We start from the raw sequence: 18,269 nt of genomic DNA on the forward strand, positions 1-18,269 counted from the left end.
CTTCCGTAGTGAGTACCGGTGGGTATGCGGGTCAGAGACTGGGACGACATCGTCTCCGACGTGGTCGAGTCGAAGGCAGACCCGGACGACTGGCGTGCGGTCGCCGGCGACCGGGCGAACGGCCTCGGCGAGGACTTCTACGTCGGCCACCCGAGCAGTGGCGTCTATCACCTCAAGACCTACGCGAAGAACCCGTTCGAGGTGAAGGGGGTCGGGACCCAGGTCGCGCGCAAGCTCGACGACGAGATCGGCTCGTTCTTCCCCGAGCAGGAGGAGGCGAGCCGCTTCGCGGTCCAGTCGCCGCCCGAGGACGAGGACGACGCCGAGGACAAGGCGAAGCGACTCCAGGCGGTGCTGCAGGCCCACGCCGACGCCCCGACCACGCCGGGGGACCTCTTCGACGACATGATGGACGCGCTGGAGAGTCCCGCGTTCGGGCCGATGGAGTACGACCAGTACGACCGCCCCGACAGGCTCGACGACCTCTCGACCACGTTCGAGGAGGCCGAGGAGGTCCTGAACGCCGAGCTGGACGACCTCATCGAGGACGACGAGGTCGACCGCGGCTTCATGTAGGCAGGCTCCAGCACCCGGCCACTGCTTCTGCGGCTCCGACACTGCTCCGCCAGTCCAGCGTGGTTCGTCTGGTCGAGACGTCCGATACCCGAACCCGACAGCCGAGTACGCAACCCTGTTTTCGCGGTATTGGAATAACCGCACAATATTAATCGCCGGGGCGTGTAGTACGAGTATGCGCATCGTATTCGCGACAGACCGTTCGGAGGCGAACGAGGCGGCCATCAGGTCGAGGACGTGCCTGGAGTGCCTGGACAACATCGGGGTCGACGAGGTCCACCTCGTGACCGTGGTGCCGGACAACGTGTCCAGCGGCCTGCCCGGGATGGACGTGGCGACCGACGCCCGGAAGGCACTCAGGGGACAGCGGCAGTTCTTCGAGGACGCCGGGTTCACGGTGGAGACCCACGTCGCCCGCGGGACGCCACATCGGCGCATCAACGGCTTCGCCGACCGGTTGCTGGCCGACATGATCGTGGTCGGCTCGCGCGGCCAGAGCCCGCTCCAGAACCGGCTCATCGGGAGCACCGCCCGGAACGTGGCCCGGACCGCGGTGAAGCCGCTCCTCGTCGAGCGCATCGCCCGCGAGGACGGCGACCACGAGGTCGTCAAGGAGCACCTGTTCCAGCACGTGCTCTACCCGACCGACTTCTCCGAGAACGCCGAGACCGCCTTCGAGTTCATCCCGCGGCTGACCGGCGCGACCCAGCGCGTCGACCTGCTCCACGTCCGGCGGCCGAACCAGCCCGACGAGGAGGGCACCGAGGCCGAGGCACGGGAGAGGCTCGAATCGATGGCGGCCGAACTCGCGGACCGGATGGGCGTCGAGACCGGCGTCACCGTCCGGACCGGCAACACCGTCGAGGAGATTCTGGCCGAGGAAGAGCGCGTCGGCGCCACCGTGACCGTCATGGGGTCCCGGGGACAGAGCCGGCTCCGGCGACTCCTGCTCGGGAGCACGTCCGAGTCCATCGTCGCCCAGGGCAACAACAACGTGTTGCTGGTCCCGCCGGAGTCGGCGACGGGTCGCTGAGGCGGCGACGGCGCGCCGCCGAGCACCCGGCAACTGTCGGCGGATGGGGTGCTTTCAAGCCACCCCGTCCCCTTCGGACGAACATGAGCGCCGAGGACACGGTCCGGGACTACTACGAGGCCCTCCGGCGGGGAGAACCGCTCTACCCCTACTTCCTGGAGGACGAGGCGACCTGGAAGGCCGCCATCAGCACCCAGTACAGCGGCTACGACGCGGTCGCCGAGGCCCTGCGCAGGCAGACGAAGACGACCGACGAGTGGACCGTCGAGAGCCACGACCTCTCGGTCACCGAACGCGACGACTACGCCGTCTTCCACGACGAGGTCCGCATGGCCTGGACCGACACCGAGACGGGCCAGCGCTGGGGCTTCGACTCGCGCTGGAGCGGCACCCTCGAGTGCATCGACGAGGCCGACCAGGAGTGGCAGTTCGTGAGCATGCACGTCTCCGCCCCGCACGACCTCTGACATGGTCGGGCCCTCGATGTCGGATGAAGACCGGCGCATCGGGATGAACAGGCTCCGGTACGGCTTCATCGCCATGGTCGCCGCCTCCGGTGCGATGGTCGCCCTGCAGGTCGAGGCGACGCTCCTCTACGTCGCCGCCGGCATCGTCGGCGGTGCCGTCGCCGGCGCGCTGCTGTGGGCGTACCTCGTCTACGCGTTCCGGCAGGGGAGTTCGCGCCGGCGACGATAGCGGTCGCTCGTCCGTAGCCTGGCAGAAAGGCGGATTCGAAGCTCGTTCTCAGGGGCAGAAAGGCGGATTCGAAGCTCGTTCTCAGGGATTCACGCGCGCCAGCCACTTGCGGGGCGCGTCGAGTTCCTCGTCGGTCGGGAGGTTCTCGGGCCCGTCCCAGACGACGCCGGCGGCGGCGATACCGCGCTCTGCCGCGACGTACTCGAAGAAGTCCTTGCCGCGCTCGTACTGCTGGCGCTTCAGGCCGAGTCCGAGCAGGCGCTTGGCGAGCTTGGTCAGCGGCCCACCACCCTTGCGGCGGGCGTCGACCTTCCGGCGGAGGTCCTCGTACTCGTCGTCGAACGCGTGGTCCATCAGCAACTCGGCGTAGCCCTCGACGACGGTCATCGCCGCGTTCATCTCGCGGAAGGCCTCGCGGTCGAGGTGGCCGTGCTTGAGGTCCGCGAGCCCCTCTTCCATGCGGGATTCGAGGTACTCCGAGAGCCACGGGGCGGCCCCGAACTCGGCGGCGTGGGTGACCTCGTGGAAGGCGATCCAGCGCCGGAAGCGAGGGAAGTCCACGTCCAGTGCGTCTGAGACGCGGACGATGTTCGGGTGCACGAAGTACAGCGCGTGGTCGGCGTCGACCTCCTCGCCGGCGAGCAGGAGGGGGTCGTACTGCCCGAGGACGTTCCGGGCGAGGAAGCCGAGCATGAACGACATCGTGCCGGTGTTGACGGTGCGGGCGACGCCTGGGAACATCGACCCCTCCTGTGCTTCGAGGGGTCTGAGGACCCGGCGGAAGGTGCCGATGTTCGCGTCGATCCAGTGATGACGGTGCTGTATCTCGATGGTCCGCGGGACGTCGAAGTCGATGCCCGCGACCTGTCGAACGCGGTCCCGGGCGTCGCGAACGTCCGTCGCGTACCCGGCTTTCTCGTCCGCGGTGAGGGTCACCGAGCCGGGGTCGGTCGCGCCCTTCGCCGCCTCGGCGACCGCGTGCCAGTCGATGACGCCGTCGCCACTGGAGGAAGCGGCGACCGCGCGAACACTACGAAAGAGACTCACGGACCCGAGTTGGGCCCGTGCAGGCAAAACCCTTCTGTCTGTTCTGGGGCCAGAATCGCCGCCGGCCGCCGGTTCCTTACTCGTCGGCCTCCAGGTCGACCATCTCCGGTTCGAACTCCTCGTCGGCGTCGCCCCCGACGAGTTTCCGGACGCCGACGGCGACGAGCACGAGCGCGACGAAGCCGGCGAGCAGGAGCAGCGGGTTGGGGCCGCCGCTCTCGGCCTCGTCGGCCTCGGCGTCCGATTCGGACCGGGACTCGGCGGCCGCGTCGGCGGCGACCTCGGCGGTCCCCCCGTCGGTGGCCGCCTCGGCCTCATCGGCGTCGCCGCCGACGACGTTGCTGAAACTGACCTCGTCGTTCAGGTGGATCTCGAGGAGGGTTAACTTCTCCATACCTCTCACTTCTTCGACAATGTCCTTAGTCGTTGTGTTGACTGGCCCGACGGCGCCGCAACCGGGGGGTTGAAACCTCCCCCGTCCAAGGCACCGATATGAACGATTCGCAGTGGGACTTCCTCACGGAACTGCTGGAGACGCCGAGTCCGTCGGGCTACGAGACCCGCGGCCAGCGCGTCTGGGTGGACTACGTCGAGGCGTTCGCCGACGAGGTCCGGACCGACGACTACGGGAACGCCATCGCGACCTACGAGGGGAGCGACGACGGGCCGACCATCGCGCTGACCGGCCACGCCGACGAGATCGGCTTCATCGTCAACCGTATCGACGACGACGGGTTCCTCCACCTCGGGAGCATCGGCGGGTCGGACCGCACCGTCACGAAGGGCCAGCACGTCACGGTCCACACCGCCGACGGCCCCGTCTCGGGCGTCATCGCCCAGACGGCCATCCACCTCCGCGACGCCGACGAGGACAAGCTCGACGACATCTCCGAACAGGCAGTCGACATCGGCGCGGCCGACAGGGAGGAGGCCACCGAGGTCGTCGAGGTCGGCGACCCCATCACGTTCTCCAGCACGGTCGAGGAACTCATGGGCACCCGCGTCGCGGCCCGCGGCATGGACAACCGGGTCGGCACGTGGACCGCCGCAGAGGGCCTGCGGCTGGCCGCCGAGGCCGAGGTCGACGCGACCGTCGTCGCGGTCTCGACCGTCCAGGAGGAGCTGGGCACGCGCGGCGCGAAGATGGTCGGCTTCCAGCTCGACCTCGACGCGGTCCTCGTGGTCGACGTGACCCACGTCTCGGACTACCCCGGTGGCCGCCCGGACAAGGCGGGCGACATCGAACTCGGCGCCGGCCCGGTCGTCGGCCGCGGTAGCGCGAACCACCCCGTGGTCACGCAGGCGGTGCGGAAGGCGGCCGCGGACGCCGACATCGACGTGCAGCTGCAGGCCGCCGGGATGGGGACCGGGACCGACGCCCGCGAGTTCTTCGTCGCCCGCGGCGGCGTCCCGACGGTCAACATCAGCGTCCCGAACCGCTACATGCACACGCCGGTCGAGGTCATCGACACCGACGACCTGGAGGAGGTCGCCGAGTTGCTGGCCGCCTTCACCGAGCAGGCGAGCCGGTACGACACGTTCGCGGTCGACGTCTGACCCGCCCCACCGGTGGGATTCCACGGTCGAACTAACTCGGTACGTTTAAGCACGCGACGCTAAGCTTTCGAGGTATGAGCGAATCGAGTGGCCGACCGCTCGACGTACTCGAGGCGGCAGTCGGCGAGGACGTCACGGTCAAACTCAAGGACGGCGAGTCGTACGAGGGCGAACTCACTGGCTACGACCAGCACATGAACCTCGTGCTCGAACAGGACGACAACACAACCATTATACGCGGCGATAACGTCGTCTCGATAAGCCCATGACTGGCGCAGGAACACCCTCCCAGGGGAAGAAGAACACCACCACACACGTCAAGTGCCGACGCTGTGGTGAGAAGTCGTACCACTCGAAGAAGAAGGTCTGCTCGGCGTGCGGATTCGGCAAGTCCGCCAAGCGTCGCGAGTACGCCTGGCAGTCGAAGGCCGGCGAGTAGATTCTCTGATTTCTGTCTTCGCGTAGCGCCTCCCGAGCGACAGCCTTCTCCAGTGCGTCGTCGAGTCGGAGTCACCTCCCTGTCCCGCCGAGAGCCGCTGCCACGTGTGTCCCGCTGCCTGCCGGCCGTGCAGCCATAAATGTGCAAGTATGTGTATATCTCTGGGGTCGAGAGCCGGTAGTAGGGCACAACCACGGGGATTTTTACCGTCGGGCACCTGAGCCTCGACCATGACACAGGGGCCGGGTGAAGTCGCCCAGATGGAAGGTCCGACAGAGAAGTGCGGCGTGGTGGGGGTCTCCCTCGCCGACCGCGACGCCGCGCGTCCGCTGTACTACTCGCTGTACGCCCTCCAGCACCGCGGGCAGGAGTCGGCCGGCATCGTCACCCACGACGGCTTCCAGCAGCACGACCACGTCGCCATGGGACTCGTCGGCGACGCGTTCGACGAGGCCGACATCGACGCCCTCAACGGGGAGTCCGGCATCGGCCACGTCCGCTATCCCACCGCCGGCAGCGTCGACAAGTCCTGCGCACAGCCCTTCACCGTCTCGTTCAAGTCCGGGTCGCTCGCGCTCAGCCACAACGGCAACCTCGTCAACGCCGACGAGATCCGCGACGAGCTAGCCGGCCTGGGCCACGCGTTCACCTCCGACGGCGACACCGAGGTCATCGCGCACGACCTCGCGCGCAACCTGCTCGAGGCCGACCTCGTCCGCGCGGTCAAGCGGACCATGAGCCGCATCCACGGCTCGTACTCGCTGACCATCATGCACGACGAGACCGTCCTCGGCGTGCGCGACCCCGAGGGCAACCGCCCGCTCTGCATCGGCAAGCTCGAGGACGGTTACGTGCTCGCCTCCGAGTCCGCCGCCATCGACACGCTCGACGGCGAACTCGTCCGGGACGTGAAACCCGGCGAACTCGTCGTCCTCCACGAGGACGGGACAGGATTCGACTCCTACCAGCTCGTGAACCAGGAGAACACGGCCCACTGCTTCTTCGAACACGTCTACTTCGCCCGCCCCGACTCCGTCATCGACGACCACCTCGTCTACGAGGTACGACGCGAACTCGGCCGCAAGCTCTGGGAGGAGTCCGGCATCGAGACGGACGTGGTCATGCCCGTCCCCGACTCGGGGCGCGCGTTCGCCTCCGGCTACGCCGAGGCCGCCCAGGACGACGGCGCCGAGACCGACTTCGCCGAGGGCCTGATGAAGAACCGCTACGTCGGCCGGACGTTCATCATGCCGACCCAGGACGAGCGCGAGCGCGCGGTCCGCCTGAAGCTCAACCCCATCAAGTCCACCGTCGAGGGCAAGACCGTCACCATCATCGACGACTCCATCGTCCGCGGGACCACCTCGAACCAGCTCGTCTCCCTGCTCAAGGACTTCGGCGCCGAGGAGGTCCACATGCGCATCGGTGCCCCCGCCATCGTCGCGCCGTGTTACATGGGCATCGACATGGCCACCCGCGAGGAACTCATCGCGTCCGGCCAGTCCACCGACGACATCTGTGCGGAGATCGACGCGGACTCGCTGGCGTACCTCTCCATCGACGCGGTCGCCAGCGCGCTGGATAGTTCCCGAAGCGACCTCTGTCTCGGCTGTGTCACCGGCGAGTACCCCTACGACATCGAGGGCGAGACGACCGACCGCGACGTGGAGCGCCCCGTCATCGGCGGCGCGGACCTCGCGGCGGACGACTGAACGGCCCATCCTGCCCCCGTCTGGTACCCCTCAAGCGACAGTTTTCTCCCTTCCTCAGCGGTGAGACCGTCGACCGCTGCCCCGTCGATGAGGCCTCGGCGGCCCTGCTCGCCCCCGTCGGCGACGACCGACGCGTGGAACTGACGCCTGCCTGATGGTACCACACCTGAACACGGCTTTATATAACCGCCGGTGAATGTGCTCCCATGCCCGGAGCCACATTCCTGTCCGGCGACGTTGTCGACCTCTGTAACGTCGAGGAGGAGGACCTCGAGTTCGTCACGGAGGGCGTCAACGACCCCGACGTCCGCGTCCCACTCGGTATCGCCCAGCCACGCAACCAGAAGCAACACGAGGAGTGGTTCGAGGAGGAGGTCTCCTCCGACGACGACCTCACCCTGCTCATCGTCGCCCGGGAGACTGGCGAGCCCGCCGGCCTCATCCGGTCGAACTGGATGAACGAGCGCCACGGCCACGCCATCCTCTCGTGCTGGCTCGCGGCCGACGCCCAGAGCCAGGGCTACGGCACCGACGCGACGCGCACCCTCGTCGACTACCTGTTCGAGGAGCGCCGCATGCAGACGGTCCGGGCGGAGGCCTACGCGTTCAACGAGAAGTCCAACGCGCTGCTGGAGTCCATCGGCATGCGCCACGTCGGCACGCTCCCGAACTGGGCGTTCGTCGGCGGCGAACACCACGACTCGAACGTCTACGCGGTGACGAGAGAGCAGTGGTGGGACGACCAGTAGCGAGCGCCGTCCAGAATCAGTAGACCAGGTACAGCAGCACGTACACCACGTTCCCCAGCACGAACGAGACGAGCCACAGGGGCGCGGCGATGCGGCCGATGGTCGGATGTCTCGTGTTCTTCAGTTCGCTCATCGGGTGCGTCCACGCGAGCAACAGCACGTAGTACAGCAGCGGCAGGCAGAGGATGGCCAGCAGCATGTGTATCGCGAGGATGCCGAGGTACGCCAGTTCGACCAGGCCCGTCCCGGGGAACGCGTTCGGGCCCTTCAGGGCGACCTTGTAGAGGTACAGCACGAGGAACAGCAGGAAGAGCCCGACGCCGGCGAGCATCAGTTTCCGGTGACGCTCGTAGTCGTTGCGCTTGATCGCCCGCAGGCCGGCGACGATGACCACGATGGCGACGAGGCTGATGCCGGCGTTCACGTGCGGGATGGCCGAGAGCACCCACTCCGGTGCCTTCGGCAGTATCGACTTCGGGATGAGCTGCCGTGCTGCCCCGATGACGAGTGCCAGCGAGACCACCGTCAGCACCGCCGTCAGGGCCGGGACGTTCCGCTTTACCGTCTTCTCCATGCGGGGGTCTCGGGAACGCAGGCAGAAAGCGGTTACTCAGTCGGTCGGTGCTGTGGGGAAGTCCGCGGCTCGCGTCACTCCTCGACGACGAGCTCGCCGACCATCCCGAGCGCCTCGTGGGGCTCGCAGACGTACTCGTAGGTGCCGGGCACGTCGAACGTGTACTCGTACTCGAAGCCGGTGTTCTCGATGGGTTCGTGGCCACCCCAGTCCGCGCCGTCGGGCTGGGCGGTGACGACGATGTTGTGGGTGTCCGACTCCCAGACGAAGGTCACGGTGGTCCCGGCGCTCACGGTCAGCGGTTCCGCCGTCCCGGGCGTGAAGACGTACTCCCCCTCGGGGCCGACCTCGACGGTCGCCGCGCCGGTGTCACCGGAGGGCTCCATGTCGGTCGGGGTGTCCGTCGGTTCCTCGGTCGGTTCGGCCGTCGTCCGCTCGCCCTCGCTGTCCGAGCCGAGACAGCCGGCGAGTCCTGCTGTCGCGAGCACGACACCTGTCGTTCTGAGCACTGTCCGTCGGTCGACCGTCGAATCGTCAGTCATCTGTGAGCGTGAGTTAGGAACAGGCCAGCATAACCCGGTGCCCGATTCTCAGCGGCTGGAAACCGCCGGTGAGCGCTTAACCGTGTCGGCCGCGGAAGTCGTGTCCTGCTGTCGGTCCGGGCGCCTGTCGCGACCGTCGCCATCGTCGCCACCGGCGGCCGGCGACGCCCACGGTTCGGTCGCGTCCCAGATGGCCGGCGAGGACTGGTTCCGCACCAGCCGCGAGGTCGGGACCTCCTGCTTGCCGAACGACGGCCCGGCCCAGAACACCTCGAGGGACTCCTGGCCCGTCCGCTCGAAGACGGTGACCGTTATCTCGTGGGTCCCGGTCTCGAGGTCGATGGTCCCCGATTCCTCGCGGTAGGGGTGTGCCCCGTCGTTGTTCACGACCTGCTCGTCGCCGATGTACAGCGCGCTACCGTCGTCTGACCCGGTCCAGAACGTGTACTCGCCGTCCTCTGGCACCTCGACGTAGCCGGTGTACCGGTACGCGAAGGTGTCGTCGTCCTGCCCCGCGGCGAAGATGTCGAAGTCGGTCGTCTCACCGGTGCTGGTCGGCGTCAGCGCGTCGAAGTCCGGCAGGACGTCCCAGTTCCCATCGTAGTGCTCGTACTCGAGGCCCTGCTCGGTCGGACCGGTGGCGTCCGGGGCGCGCATCGGTTCTGCCGTCACCGTGGTGCTGGTCGTCTCGGTCGCTCCCGTCGACCCGAGGACGGTCAGCGTGACCGTCCGGTCGCCGGTCGACCCGTACTCGTGGTCGACGGTCGGACCGGTGGTGGTCGTCGTGGTTCCGTCACCGAAGTCCCAGCGGTACTCCTGGATGGCCCCGCTCTCGTCGGTCGAGGCGCTCGCGTCGAACGAGCAGTTCAGCCCGGCACACGTCGGGGTGAACGCGGCGGTCAGTATCGGCTGCCTGCGGAGCGCACTCACTCCGAGGGGCTGCTCGCCGAAGCTCGGCCCGGCCCACGTCACGTCGAGCACCTCGTTCCCGGTGTGCTCGAAGTGGGTCACGGTGATTGGGTGGTAGCCCGCGGTGAGCGTCACAGTGCCGGATCGCTTTCGGTCCCCGTGCAGGCCGCGATTGTCGACCACACGAGCCCCGTCGATGTACAGCTCGCTGCCGTCGTCGGAGGACGTCGAGAAGGTGTACTGGCCGTCCTCTGGGACCACGACGTGGCCCCTGAACCGGAACGCGTACTCGCTGTCGCGCTCACGGACGGAGATGTCGAAGTCGCCGGTCCCACCGACCGCCGTCGGCGTCTCCGTCGAGAAGTCCGGCATGCTCGAGTACTGCGAGTCCGCCTCGTAGTACTCGTAGGCGACGCCCTGTTCGAACCGGACCGCGGGGTTCGAGTCCTCCGTGACCTCGTACCGTGCGAGCACAGCCGACCGGCCGCCACCGGGCGAGGTCCAGACGACCTGGACCACGTCGCCCGCGACCAGCCCCGGCGGGTACGTCGCGTCCGCGGTCCCGGGACTGTTGCTCGCGTTGAGGCTGAAGGAGCTACCGGCAGCCACGCTCGTCGCCGACCCGTCGCCAACCCACGTCGCGTTCTGCGGTGCGCCGCCACCGGCAGGCCGGACCACGACAGACAGTGCCCCCGACTCGGCGTCGATGGTCGCCCCGCCCTCGTGCGTGACGGCCACGACTCCACTGCTCGCGTTGAACGCGAAGCCGAACTCGGCCTGCGGTGGTGGGTCCTGGACGAGCGACGCGATATCGGCACCCGCGAGGAATATCGCACCGGCGCCGACGAACGCGACCGCGACCATCAACACCAGCGCGATCTGCTCGTTGAGGGCGCGGTCGTCCGTCGGGAACATCGTCCGGGTATCGGCGGAGTGGCGGAAAAAGCATATCGGCCCCTGTCACACACCGGAACCGACAGGACAGCGTCGCCGCTGCCGGGGTGTTGCTCCGTTTCGAACGCAACACGGCAGCGCCGAGGCTGTCTGGTGTTGCGTCGTCAGTAAGTTGTGCGTGGGTGCTGTCCGTCAGGAGAGCACCCGCATCGTGTTGGTGGCCGAGTTGGTGACCACCGGTGCGATGCGTGGGACCGGATTTGAACCGGCGGACCTCTACAGGACAGCGCCCTCAACGCTGCGCCGTTGGCCTGGCTTGGCTACCCACGCTCGCTGTGTCTTGCTGCACTTTCGTGTTCTGGGGGGATAAATAAAAGCCTGTCTTTTCGTCGCCGCCGTGCGAGTAAGCATCGTGGGGTGTTTTTCCGTGTACCGCGGGAGCGCACGCCCGCCCTTTTCCGCGGCCGGTGGCGGCCCGCGGCGTGGTGGAACGCGAGAAAGCGGGGTATTCAAATGCCACGCCACGGTAGGGTCGGGTATGGCGAAGTACTCGACGGGCGGTTCGTCGGGTGGCAGCGACGGTGACACCTGTGAGCTCTGCGGCGCGGCGAGCGACGGCCTGCGGAAGGCGAACGTCGCGGGCGCGACACTGCAGGTGTGCCCTTCGTGTGCGCCCCACGACGACGCACAGAAGCAGCAATCGGGCGGGAGCAACCGCTCGAACCAGCAGGACGAGTCCGACCGCAAGCGCCGGGCCGTCCAGAACGCCGCGAAGGCGAACGACGTCTGGGACGGCGACTCCTCCCGCTGGGAGGAGGAGGGGACCAACTACGACGACGACCCCCTCCCGTACCTCGTGAAGGACTACGGGAAGCTCGTCACCGAGAAGCGCCAGGCCGAGGGCCTCCAGCGCGGGGAACTCGCCGAGGAACTCGGCGTCGACGAGTCCGACATCATCGCCATCGAGCAGGGCCGGGCGACCCAGGCCGGCATCGGCGGCGGCCTCATCGCCGCGCTCGAGGACCGACTCGACGTGAAACTCGACGACTCGTAGTCCCCACAGCGTTTTTGTCTCCGGGGCGTGTCTCCCTCGGTCGATGACCCAACAGGCTGCGGCGGAGCCGTACACGACCCGCTTCTCGACGGACGTGACGGCCATCGACGGCCGGGAGGTGCGACTCCAGACCAGCTTCTTCTACGCGGAGAGCGGCGGCCAGCCCGCCGACCGTGGTACCATCGGCGGGGTGCCGGTCGCCGACGTGCAACAGGCCGACGACGGCACCCACGTCCACACGCTCGCCGAGGACCCGACGTTCCGGGCGGGACAGACCGTCGTCTGCGACATCGACTGGACGTTCCGGATGTACTGCATGCGGGCGCACACCGCCAGCCACGTCCTCTATGGCGCGGGGCGGCGGTTGCTCGACGACCTCGGCTACGGCGGGTTCGGCATCTCGGCCGCCTCGGCCCCCGGCGAGGAGACGGACCCCGAGACCCCCGCCGCCGACGTGGGGAAGGTCCGCGTCGACTTCCAGACCTCCACCGATGTCGACGACGCGGTCCTGGTCGAACTGGAGCGCCTGGTGAACGAGGCGGTCTGGGAGTCCCGCGAGGTGACCTGGGAGGAGGTCTCGCTCGAGGAGGTCCACGAGAACGAGTTCGTCGCGTTCAACACGAAGACGGAGGCCGACGTGTTCGCCGACGCCGAGTCGGTCCGCCTGGTCACCGTCGGCGAGGGCGACGTGGTCCCCGGCCAGCCCTCGGCGGGGCCGTGGGACGTGGCTGCCTGCGGCGGCACCCACGTCCGGAACACCCGCGAGATCGGCCCGGTCACCGTGCTGGACCGGTCGAACCCCGGCGAGGGCCTGACGCGGGTCGAGTTCGCGGTCGGCCCCCGGAGCATCGAGCGACGGGCCGCCGAGAAGCGGTCGGTGCTGCAGGCGAGCCGGCGGCTCGGCACGGGCGTCGAGGACGTCCCCGCGGCCGTGGACCGGCTGCAGGACGAGGTCGCCGGGCTGGAGTCGGAGCTGGCGGCCCTCCGGACGAAACTGGTCGAGTCACAGCTGGCCGCGCTCGACCCGGTCGAACGCGACGGGGCGACCTGGCTGGTCGGGTCGGTGACGGACGTCGGACCGAACGACCTCCGGTCCGTGGTAGAAGCGGCAGCGGGGGACCGCGCCGACGTGGTGGCACTCGTCGGAGACGACGGAGGAACCTTCGTGGTCGTCGGAGCGACGGATGGGCACGATGCCGCGTCCGTCGTATCGGCAGTGACCGACGAACACGGCGGTGGGGGTGGTGGGAGCGACCGATTCGCCCAGGGTGGGGGAATCGCGTCGCCCCCGGATGCTGTCGTCGCCGACCTGCGGGGACAGGGCGGCCAGGGGTTCGACGGATGATGTAAACGACCGGCGAGGGGTCCGGTCGTCTGGTGCACCGACAGACAGCAGTCCACCCTTCGACAGAAACCTGTCTAAAGGTTATTATTCCGGGAGTACCGGGTTGTTCCACCTGAGCTGGAGCGTTCGATGCGTTCTGGACCGGTCCGACCCGTCAGGAACGTGTAGTAAATATACCTAGAGGAGAAGTAATATGTCGACGGCGTTACGAAAGGGAGACATGGTTGGTCCCACGCAGCGACTCGGGTTCGTCTCGAACTCGGCTGCGCGACGAGCAGTGTTGCATACCCTCGCCGAGGACGCCCGCCCCCGGCAGGCCGTGGTCGATGCCGTCAGTGCGAGCGAGTCCGCGGTGTACGACGCACTCAATCGACTCCAGCGGCGAGGGTACGTCTACGAGCGCGACGACGGTGACTGGGCACTGACAGGAACGGGCTGGGCCGTCCACGACCTCCTCGACCAGATCCAGGCCGTCGAGGGCGTCATGGACGACGCGGCCGAGTACTGGCAGACGCACGACCTCTCCGTCCTCCCCGAGTGCGGCCGGCGGACGCTCAACCGGCTGGAGGGCTGCTCCGTCGTCCGGTCGCCGGATGCCGACCCGTTCCGGGCGGCCCGGTGCGTCCAGGACGCCATCGAGGGCTCGGCGTCGGTCGACGTCATCGCGCCGGTGTACGACGACCGGTTCGCCGACGCGCTCGTCGACTGTGATGACCCGTCGCCGCGGTTGCTGGTGACGCCCCAGCTGCTGGAGGGCGCGGTCGAGACGGACGGGCCAGCCGAGGAGGAGACCGCCCACCTCGACGTCCGTGTCACCACGGCCGGGTTCGCGATGGCCGTGACCGAAGACCAGGTGTGTGTCTCCCTGCCGAAACTGGAGGGTGGCTACGACGCCAAGACGGAACTCGTCGCCCGGTCGCCCGAGAGCGTCGAGTGGGGCGCGTCGGTCTTCGAGCGGGTCTGGGACGAGGCCACACCGGTCGAGGCGTTCGTCGCCGACGAATAATCAGGCAACTTTTTCCACCCCTGTCCGTAGTGAGTGGTATGGAACTGACAACGGAGCAGGCGGCGGTCCGGGACGTCGTCCGGGAGTTCGCCGAGGAGGAACTGCGGCCGGTCGCGGCCGAGTGCGACGCCGAGCAGACCTTCCCCGAGGACGTGTGGGACCAGCTCGCCGACCTCGACCTGACCGGGCTCACCGTCCCCGAGGAGTACGGCGGCTACGACGCCGACCCGATGACCTACGCCATCATCAACGAGGAACTCGCCTACGGGATGCTCTCGGTGGCGACCGCCCTCTCGGTCCACGGCCTCGCGACCTCCTGCATCGCCGAGTTCGGCGACGAGGACCTCAAGGAGGCGTGGCTGCCCGAGATGACCACGGGCCGGCCGGTCGGCGCGTTCGCCCTCTCCGAGCCCGAGGCCGGCTCGAACCCGGCCGAGATGTCGACGGTGGCCCGCCGCGACGGCGACGAGTTCGTCATCGACGGCAAGAAGCAGTGGATCACGAACGGGAAGCGCGGCGACGTCGTCATCCTGTTCGCGAAGACCGACCGCGACGACCCCGGCTCCATCACCCAGTTCCTCGTCCCCAAGAGCGAGGTCGACGGGCTCGAGGTCGGCAAGAAGGAGGACAAGCTCGGCCTGCGCGCCTCCGACACGACGACGCTGATGTTCGACGGGGTCCGCATCCCCGAGGCGTACCAGCTCACCGAGGAGGGCAAGGGTCTCTCGGCGGCCTTCCACATCCTCACCGGCGGCCGCATCGCCATCGCCGCCCAGTCGGTCGGGCTCGCCCAGGCCGCCTTCGACGAGGCGCTGCAGTACGCCCAGGACCGCGAGCAGTTCGACCAGCCCATCTCGGACTTCCAGGCCATCCGCCACAAGCTCGCGGACATGCAGACACAGCTCACCGCGGGTCGCCTGCTCACCCGCGAGGCCGCCCGGAAGAAGACCGCGGGCGACCAGATGGAGACCGCCTTCGCCGCCTCCCAGGCGAAGTACTTCGCCAGCGAGGCCGCGATGGACGTGACCAACGAGGCCGTCCAGATACACGGCGGCTACGGCTACACGACCGACTTCCCGGTCGAGCGCTTCTACCGCGACGCGAAGATCCTCACCATCTACGAGGGCACCTCGGAGATACAGAAGAAGATCATCGCCCGCCACCTGCTCGACTGAGCGTCGGCAGGCAGCAGTTTTATCGTGGGTTCGGGTGAGTCCCGAACGATGAGTCTCGAGGCAGACCGGACCGTCGTCGACGAGTTGCTCGGCGCCTTCGACGCGGCGGACGCCCGGCAGAAGCGGGTCGACCTCGAACTGCTCCCGCTCGGGGACGGGACGCAGGTCTCCCGGACGTTCACCGCGACCGCCGAGGACGGCGCCCGCTACACCACGACCGGGGCCGCGGCCGTCGACGCCGCGCTCACCCTCGAAGGCGCCCGACTGGAGATAACCGAGACGGCCGAGACCGACCAGGGTCGTCGCCTCGGCTACGCACCTGCCCTCCGCGAACTCGACGACCGGCCGCCCGTCCGCGATTCCGTCTCGTTCCGCTGGGTCGAAGACCGCTTCGTCCGCGAGGAGGTGTCGCTCCCGACCCGCCGGGAGCGTCCCCGCGAGTTCTGGTACCGCTGGTACGACGAGGACCAGCCCTGGCCGGGCGCGGACGCCCTCGCCCCGGCGGTCCGGTCGGTCGGCGAACGCCTCTTCCAGGTCGCCACCGCCCGGTCGACCAGCAACGCAGCCGTGACGGTGTCGGACGACGAGACGACCATGCAGGTCACCGTCCCGCGCCCCGAGGGCCGGAGCTTCACCTGCGACGCCTCGGTCCGCAACGGCGAGTTGTTCCTGACGGGGCTGGCCGAGCAGCGTCACCACGACGCCCGGGCAGAACAGCCGGCGGAAACCGCGGCGGGGACCGCGGCAGAGACCGCGGAACTGGACGCCGCCAGAAGCGACGGCGAGGCACGGACCAGACACGAGGACGTGGCGGTGGCAGTCGCTCCGCCGTATCCCATCACGGCCGAGGGCGCCCGGGTGACCGTCACGGACGACGAACTCGTCGTCCGGCTGCCACGCTGTGCGCCGGAGGACCGCTGCGACGGCCACGTCCCGGTCGCGTGGCGCTGGGACTGTCAAAGAACTGTCTAAATCCGCTGGTTTCGATAGAACGTGCGTGCTGCAGGGGGGATGCAGTCAGCAACCGTCGTTCGTCCGTTTCGGCTTGTTTTCGCTGAATCCTCCGATAAACCGAGAGTGCGAGTCTGGCACATATTTTGTCGAGTCTATTCTGAGTGGCTCCGGATTGAATCAGGCGAGGCCATTATCCAACGTGACCAAGTAGTATGCGCCATGCACGGGCCGGTCAGGGGACAGAGCGATGTTGAACTCTCAGTTGTCTCCATCGAAGACGATGAGAATGTGACGTACCTTGGAGCGGATGAAACTGTCAGATACGTCGCCCATTGGGCAGGCCCCAAGCAAGAAATCAGCAATGCCAACTTTGCGACCGAACCATTCGAGAGCTGGAGTCGGACTCGTTGTCTGAAGGCGGCTGGCGAGGTGGCAGCCAAACAGGTCAATGACGTATTCGGTAAACGTGTGGCTTCTGGTGGCGTATCGGCCACACGAAAATCAGAGGACGGTCCAGATGCCATAGTTACTGCCTATTGGAGAACAGCAGACTGCGATGGGGGGGTCGTCCATGAGACAGATATCGAGTTCGAAGAATTCGTCGCTGCTACACCGAGCGAAGTCACAGCAACGTATCGATTGGGGGACCGGAAACGGACGTTGACCGTCCCGATATACGCCGAGTTCCTCGAATATCGAGACCAATAGAACGACAGACCCAGCCCTCTGAATCGACCGATCCAAACGATTCCCACCAAGCAACTGGGCGATACCGGACTCGCGCCCCGTAGTCAGCACGACCCAACCAGACACACAGCGATAGAACATTTCAAGAGAACCTGGCGGACGTGACTTCGTGAGGATGTTTCACACCCGGAGGTGTCGAAATCCATGGCTCACCTACCTCCGACAGTATCGGTCGCCCCGTCGAGTTCTCAATCGAGCGAAATAAGCACTATACCGGCGGTTCGCGAACCCCCTCGCAGTGCCAGCCACAGTCTCCCCGGACGCATTGACGTGTCGACTGACGACCGCCATCGGCGAGACCGAGTCGGTGACGCTCCGGGTCGAGGCGACCGAGGACGGCGGGACCGAGGTCACCCGTGTCGTCCGGTCCGGCGACGACGAACTCGCCGCCTCGACCCGACTCTCGCACCCGGTCACGCTGGCGTGCTCGCGGGTTGTCGTGACCCGGCTCTCGGAGGCCACCGGCGGCATCCGGCTGGTCCGGCCGGTCCTCCGGCGCTGCGATTCTGAAGACGCTATCGACGGCGAGGCGACCTTCCACCGGGTCGGGGACGACTTCCTGCGCGAGGGTCGCCACGGACCGCCGGACGCGCCCGAGAGCCCGCCCTCGTACACCTGGCAGCGCCTCCGGGGCGAGGGCGTCGTCGCGGGGACGCTGGTCCCGGCCATCGGCGGCCTCGTGGAACGATTCTCGCTCTGGCGCCAGCGTGCGGGGGTCGACGCGACCCTGACGGTGACCGACGACGCCCTCGAACTCACGTTCGACCGCCCCGCCCAGCCCGAGCACCACTACGACTGCCGGGTCGAGAACGGCGCGGTCTGCGTCTGGCTGCTCGGCGAGCGCGAGACCGCCGATGGGACCGACCGCACCGAGCACGCGGTCCGGTTCGTCCTACCGTTCCCCGTCACGGCGACCGGCGGCGCGGTCGTCTCGGACGAGGAGTCTGTCGTGGTCACGGCCGCGCGCTGTAGCCGCGGCGAGCAGCGCGACGGCTCGCTGGACGTCGAATCGGTCGCAGAAGGGTCGCGGGTGGTCGACGGGGTGGCGGCCGACGGTGCTGGCACCGACGGCGCGGCCGCCGACCCCGCCTAGTCGTCCGCCTCGACGCCGTCGGTCTCGGAGGGGACGCCCTCCGTGCCGGTGCTGGCGTCGGACACGTCATCCTCCGAGGGCACGTCGACGCAGTCGACGGTCCCGTTCCCGTCTTCCTCGGTCGCGGGAGCGGACGCTTCGTCCTCCGCCTCGGACTCACTGCTGGA

At 67.9% G+C, this 18,269-nt stretch carries 21 protein-coding genes and 1 tRNA gene; 16 read left to right on the forward strand and 6 right to left on the reverse strand.

Going from position 1 to position 18,269, the window contains the following annotated elements; translation table 11 throughout:
* The first annotated feature begins 24 nt into the window (after positions 1 to 24).
* The 4 genes from NOV86_RS03845 to NOV86_RS03860 all read left to right on the forward strand — a co-directional run bounded on the left by NOV86_RS03845 (position 25) and on the right by NOV86_RS03860 (position 2,305).
* A complete protein-coding gene (locus NOV86_RS03845; protein ID WP_267639917.1) occupies positions 25 to 576 on the forward strand; it encodes a hypothetical protein in 552 nt (183 codons plus the stop codon).
* A 175-nt stretch (positions 577 to 751) separates the two neighbouring features.
* The gene (locus NOV86_RS03850; RefSeq protein ID WP_267639918.1) at positions 752 to 1,609 is read left to right on the forward strand and encodes a universal stress protein; all 858 of its coding nucleotides are present in this window, start codon (positions 752 to 754) and stop codon (positions 1,607 to 1,609) included.
* Positions 1,610 to 1,692: 83 nt separating this feature from the next.
* Positions 1,693 to 2,076 (forward strand): nuclear transport factor 2 family protein, encoded by a 384-nt coding sequence (locus NOV86_RS03855; RefSeq protein WP_267639919.1) that lies wholly within the window; start codon positions 1,693 to 1,695, stop codon positions 2,074 to 2,076.
* 16 nt (positions 2,077 to 2,092) lie between these two features.
* Positions 2,093 to 2,305, forward strand: a complete 213-nt coding sequence (locus NOV86_RS03860; RefSeq protein WP_267639921.1) for a DUF8527 family protein — start codon at positions 2,093 to 2,095, stop codon at positions 2,303 to 2,305.
* A gap of 81 nt (positions 2,306 to 2,386) precedes the next feature.
* On the opposite strand, the gene NOV86_RS03865 is transcribed toward NOV86_RS03860, so the two are convergent.
* Both NOV86_RS03865 and NOV86_RS03870 read right to left on the reverse strand, forming a co-directional pair.
* Positions 2,387 to 3,352, reverse strand: coding sequence for a zinc-dependent metalloprotease (locus NOV86_RS03865; RefSeq protein ID WP_267639922.1), 966 nt, complete (start codon positions 3,350 to 3,352; stop codon positions 2,387 to 2,389).
* Positions 3,353 to 3,428: 76 nt separating this feature from the next.
* On the reverse strand, positions 3,429 to 3,746 hold the full coding sequence (locus NOV86_RS03870) for a hypothetical protein (protein WP_267639924.1): 318 nt from the start codon (positions 3,744 to 3,746) through the stop codon (positions 3,429 to 3,431).
* Positions 3,747 to 3,844: 98 nt separating this feature from the next.
* Here NOV86_RS03870 and NOV86_RS03875 point away from each other — a divergent pair, with 98 nt between their 5' ends.
* The 5 genes from NOV86_RS03875 to NOV86_RS03895 all read left to right on the forward strand — a co-directional run bounded on the left by NOV86_RS03875 (position 3,845) and on the right by NOV86_RS03895 (position 7,809).
* Complete coding sequence (locus tag NOV86_RS03875) at positions 3,845 to 4,909, forward strand: M20/M25/M40 family metallo-hydrolase (protein WP_267639925.1); 1,065 nt, start codon at positions 3,845 to 3,847, stop codon at positions 4,907 to 4,909.
* A 74-nt stretch (positions 4,910 to 4,983) separates the two neighbouring features.
* Positions 4,984 to 5,178 carry an LSM domain-containing protein gene (locus NOV86_RS03880; protein ID WP_267639926.1) on the forward strand — a complete coding sequence of 65 codons (195 nt, stop codon included), beginning with the start codon at positions 4,984 to 4,986 and terminating at the stop codon, positions 5,176 to 5,178.
* Positions 5,175 to 5,348: a 50S ribosomal protein L37e gene (locus NOV86_RS03885; protein ID WP_267639927.1), complete on the forward strand. Its 174-nt coding sequence runs from the start codon at positions 5,175 to 5,177 to the stop codon at positions 5,346 to 5,348. Before NOV86_RS03880 ends, NOV86_RS03885 begins: the two co-directional genes overlap by 4 nt.
* A 230-nt stretch (positions 5,349 to 5,578) precedes the next feature.
* Complete coding sequence (gene purF / locus NOV86_RS03890; protein WP_267639929.1) at positions 5,579 to 7,060, forward strand: amidophosphoribosyltransferase; 1,482 nt, start codon at positions 5,579 to 5,581, stop codon at positions 7,058 to 7,060.
* A 206-nt stretch (positions 7,061 to 7,266) separates the two neighbouring features.
* The gene (locus tag NOV86_RS03895; RefSeq protein WP_267639930.1) at positions 7,267 to 7,809 is read left to right on the forward strand and encodes a GNAT family N-acetyltransferase; all 543 of its coding nucleotides are present in this window, start codon (positions 7,267 to 7,269) and stop codon (positions 7,807 to 7,809) included.
* Between the two features lie 16 nt (positions 7,810 to 7,825).
* Here NOV86_RS03895 and NOV86_RS03900 read toward each other — a convergent pair whose 3' ends face one another.
* The 4 genes from NOV86_RS03900 to NOV86_RS03915 form a co-directional block, all read right to left on the reverse strand.
* Complete coding sequence (locus NOV86_RS03900; protein ID WP_267639931.1) at positions 7,826 to 8,383, reverse strand: DUF420 domain-containing protein; 558 nt, start codon at positions 8,381 to 8,383, stop codon at positions 7,826 to 7,828.
* Positions 8,384 to 8,457: 74 nt separating this feature from the next.
* Positions 8,458 to 8,925 (reverse strand): plastocyanin/azurin family copper-binding protein, encoded by a 468-nt coding sequence (locus tag NOV86_RS03905; RefSeq protein ID WP_267639932.1) that lies wholly within the window; start codon positions 8,923 to 8,925, stop codon positions 8,458 to 8,460.
* Between the two features lie 48 nt (positions 8,926 to 8,973).
* The gene (locus NOV86_RS03910; protein ID WP_267639933.1) at positions 8,974 to 10,749 is read right to left on the reverse strand and encodes a PA14 domain-containing protein; all 1,776 of its coding nucleotides are present in this window, start codon (positions 10,747 to 10,749) and stop codon (positions 8,974 to 8,976) included.
* Between the two features lie 224 nt (positions 10,750 to 10,973).
* A tRNA-Leu gene (locus tag NOV86_RS03915) sits at positions 10,974 to 11,058 on the reverse strand.
* Between the two features lie 208 nt (positions 11,059 to 11,266).
* Between NOV86_RS03915 and NOV86_RS03920 the strand changes: the two genes are divergently transcribed.
* The 7 genes from NOV86_RS03920 to NOV86_RS03950 all read left to right on the forward strand — a co-directional run bounded on the left by NOV86_RS03920 (position 11,267) and on the right by NOV86_RS03950 (position 18,102).
* Positions 11,267 to 11,782 carry a helix-turn-helix domain-containing protein gene (locus tag NOV86_RS03920; RefSeq protein ID WP_267639934.1) on the forward strand — a complete coding sequence of 172 codons (516 nt, stop codon included), beginning with the start codon at positions 11,267 to 11,269 and terminating at the stop codon, positions 11,780 to 11,782.
* Positions 11,783 to 11,825: 43 nt separating this feature from the next.
* Complete coding sequence (locus NOV86_RS03925; RefSeq protein ID WP_267639935.1) at positions 11,826 to 13,127, forward strand: alanine--tRNA ligase-related protein; 1,302 nt, start codon at positions 11,826 to 11,828, stop codon at positions 13,125 to 13,127.
* A gap of 220 nt (positions 13,128 to 13,347) precedes the next feature.
* Positions 13,348 to 14,133, forward strand: coding sequence for a helix-turn-helix transcriptional regulator (locus NOV86_RS03930; RefSeq protein ID WP_267639936.1), 786 nt, complete (start codon positions 13,348 to 13,350; stop codon positions 14,131 to 14,133).
* A 38-nt stretch (positions 14,134 to 14,171) separates the two neighbouring features.
* On the forward strand, positions 14,172 to 15,308 hold the full coding sequence (locus NOV86_RS03935; RefSeq protein WP_267639937.1) for an acyl-CoA dehydrogenase family protein: 1,137 nt from the start codon (positions 14,172 to 14,174) through the stop codon (positions 15,306 to 15,308).
* A gap of 48 nt (positions 15,309 to 15,356) precedes the next feature.
* Positions 15,357 to 16,280, forward strand: a complete 924-nt coding sequence (locus tag NOV86_RS03940) for a hypothetical protein (protein WP_267639939.1) — start codon at positions 15,357 to 15,359, stop codon at positions 16,278 to 16,280.
* Positions 16,281 to 16,481: 201 nt separating this feature from the next.
* Complete coding sequence (locus tag NOV86_RS03945) at positions 16,482 to 16,970, forward strand: hypothetical protein (protein ID WP_267639940.1); 489 nt, start codon at positions 16,482 to 16,484, stop codon at positions 16,968 to 16,970.
* Between the two features lie 277 nt (positions 16,971 to 17,247).
* Entirely contained in the window at positions 17,248 to 18,102 is an 855-nt protein-coding gene (locus NOV86_RS03950) for a hypothetical protein (RefSeq protein WP_267639942.1), read from the forward strand.
* Positions 18,103 to 18,269 lie beyond the last annotated feature (167 nt).

This window comes from Haloarchaeobius amylolyticus (assembly GCF_026616195.1).
GTDB classification, from domain to species: Archaea; Halobacteriota; Halobacteria; order Halobacteriales; family Natrialbaceae; genus Haloarchaeobius; species Haloarchaeobius amylolyticus.

Excerpts from the sequence above, each read along its gene's own strand:
- NOV86_RS03845 (WP_267639917.1), top strand. The coding sequence starts at position 25 with ATGCGGGTCAGAGACTGGGACGACATCGTCTCCGACGTGGTCGAGTCG.
- NOV86_RS03860 (WP_267639921.1), top strand. The coding sequence starts at position 2,093 with ATGTCGGATGAAGACCGGCGCATCGGGATGAACAGGCTCCGGTACGGC.
- purF (WP_267639929.1), top strand. The coding sequence starts at position 5,579 with ATGACACAGGGGCCGGGTGAAGTCGCCCAGATGGAAGGTCCGACAGAG.
- NOV86_RS03880 (WP_267639926.1), top strand. The coding sequence starts at position 4,984 with ATGAGCGAATCGAGTGGCCGACCGCTCGACGTACTCGAGGCGGCAGTC.
- NOV86_RS03925 (WP_267639935.1), top strand. The coding sequence starts at position 11,826 with ATGACCCAACAGGCTGCGGCGGAGCCGTACACGACCCGCTTCTCGACG.
- NOV86_RS03935 (WP_267639937.1), top strand. The coding sequence starts at position 14,172 with ATGGAACTGACAACGGAGCAGGCGGCGGTCCGGGACGTCGTCCGGGAG.
- NOV86_RS03910 (WP_267639933.1), bottom strand. The coding sequence starts at position 10,749 with ATGTTCCCGACGGACGACCGCGCCCTCAACGAGCAGATCGCGCTGGTG.
- NOV86_RS03885 (WP_267639927.1), top strand. The coding sequence starts at position 5,175 with ATGACTGGCGCAGGAACACCCTCCCAGGGGAAGAAGAACACCACCACA.
- NOV86_RS03930 (WP_267639936.1), top strand. The coding sequence starts at position 13,348 with ATGGTTGGTCCCACGCAGCGACTCGGGTTCGTCTCGAACTCGGCTGCG.
- NOV86_RS03875 (WP_267639925.1), top strand. The coding sequence starts at position 3,845 with ATGAACGATTCGCAGTGGGACTTCCTCACGGAACTGCTGGAGACGCCG.
- NOV86_RS03900 (WP_267639931.1), bottom strand. The coding sequence starts at position 8,383 with ATGGAGAAGACGGTAAAGCGGAACGTCCCGGCCCTGACGGCGGTGCTG.
- NOV86_RS03920 (WP_267639934.1), top strand. The coding sequence starts at position 11,267 with ATGGCGAAGTACTCGACGGGCGGTTCGTCGGGTGGCAGCGACGGTGAC.
- NOV86_RS03945 (WP_267639940.1), top strand. The coding sequence starts at position 16,482 with ATGCACGGGCCGGTCAGGGGACAGAGCGATGTTGAACTCTCAGTTGTC.
- NOV86_RS03855 (WP_267639919.1), top strand. The coding sequence starts at position 1,693 with ATGAGCGCCGAGGACACGGTCCGGGACTACTACGAGGCCCTCCGGCGG.
- NOV86_RS03940 (WP_267639939.1), top strand. The coding sequence starts at position 15,357 with ATGAGTCTCGAGGCAGACCGGACCGTCGTCGACGAGTTGCTCGGCGCC.
- NOV86_RS03895 (WP_267639930.1), top strand. The coding sequence starts at position 7,267 with ATGCCCGGAGCCACATTCCTGTCCGGCGACGTTGTCGACCTCTGTAAC.
- NOV86_RS03905 (WP_267639932.1), bottom strand. The coding sequence starts at position 8,925 with ATGACTGACGATTCGACGGTCGACCGACGGACAGTGCTCAGAACGACA.
- NOV86_RS03870 (WP_267639924.1), bottom strand. The coding sequence starts at position 3,746 with ATGGAGAAGTTAACCCTCCTCGAGATCCACCTGAACGACGAGGTCAGT.
- NOV86_RS03850 (WP_267639918.1), top strand. The coding sequence starts at position 752 with ATGCGCATCGTATTCGCGACAGACCGTTCGGAGGCGAACGAGGCGGCC.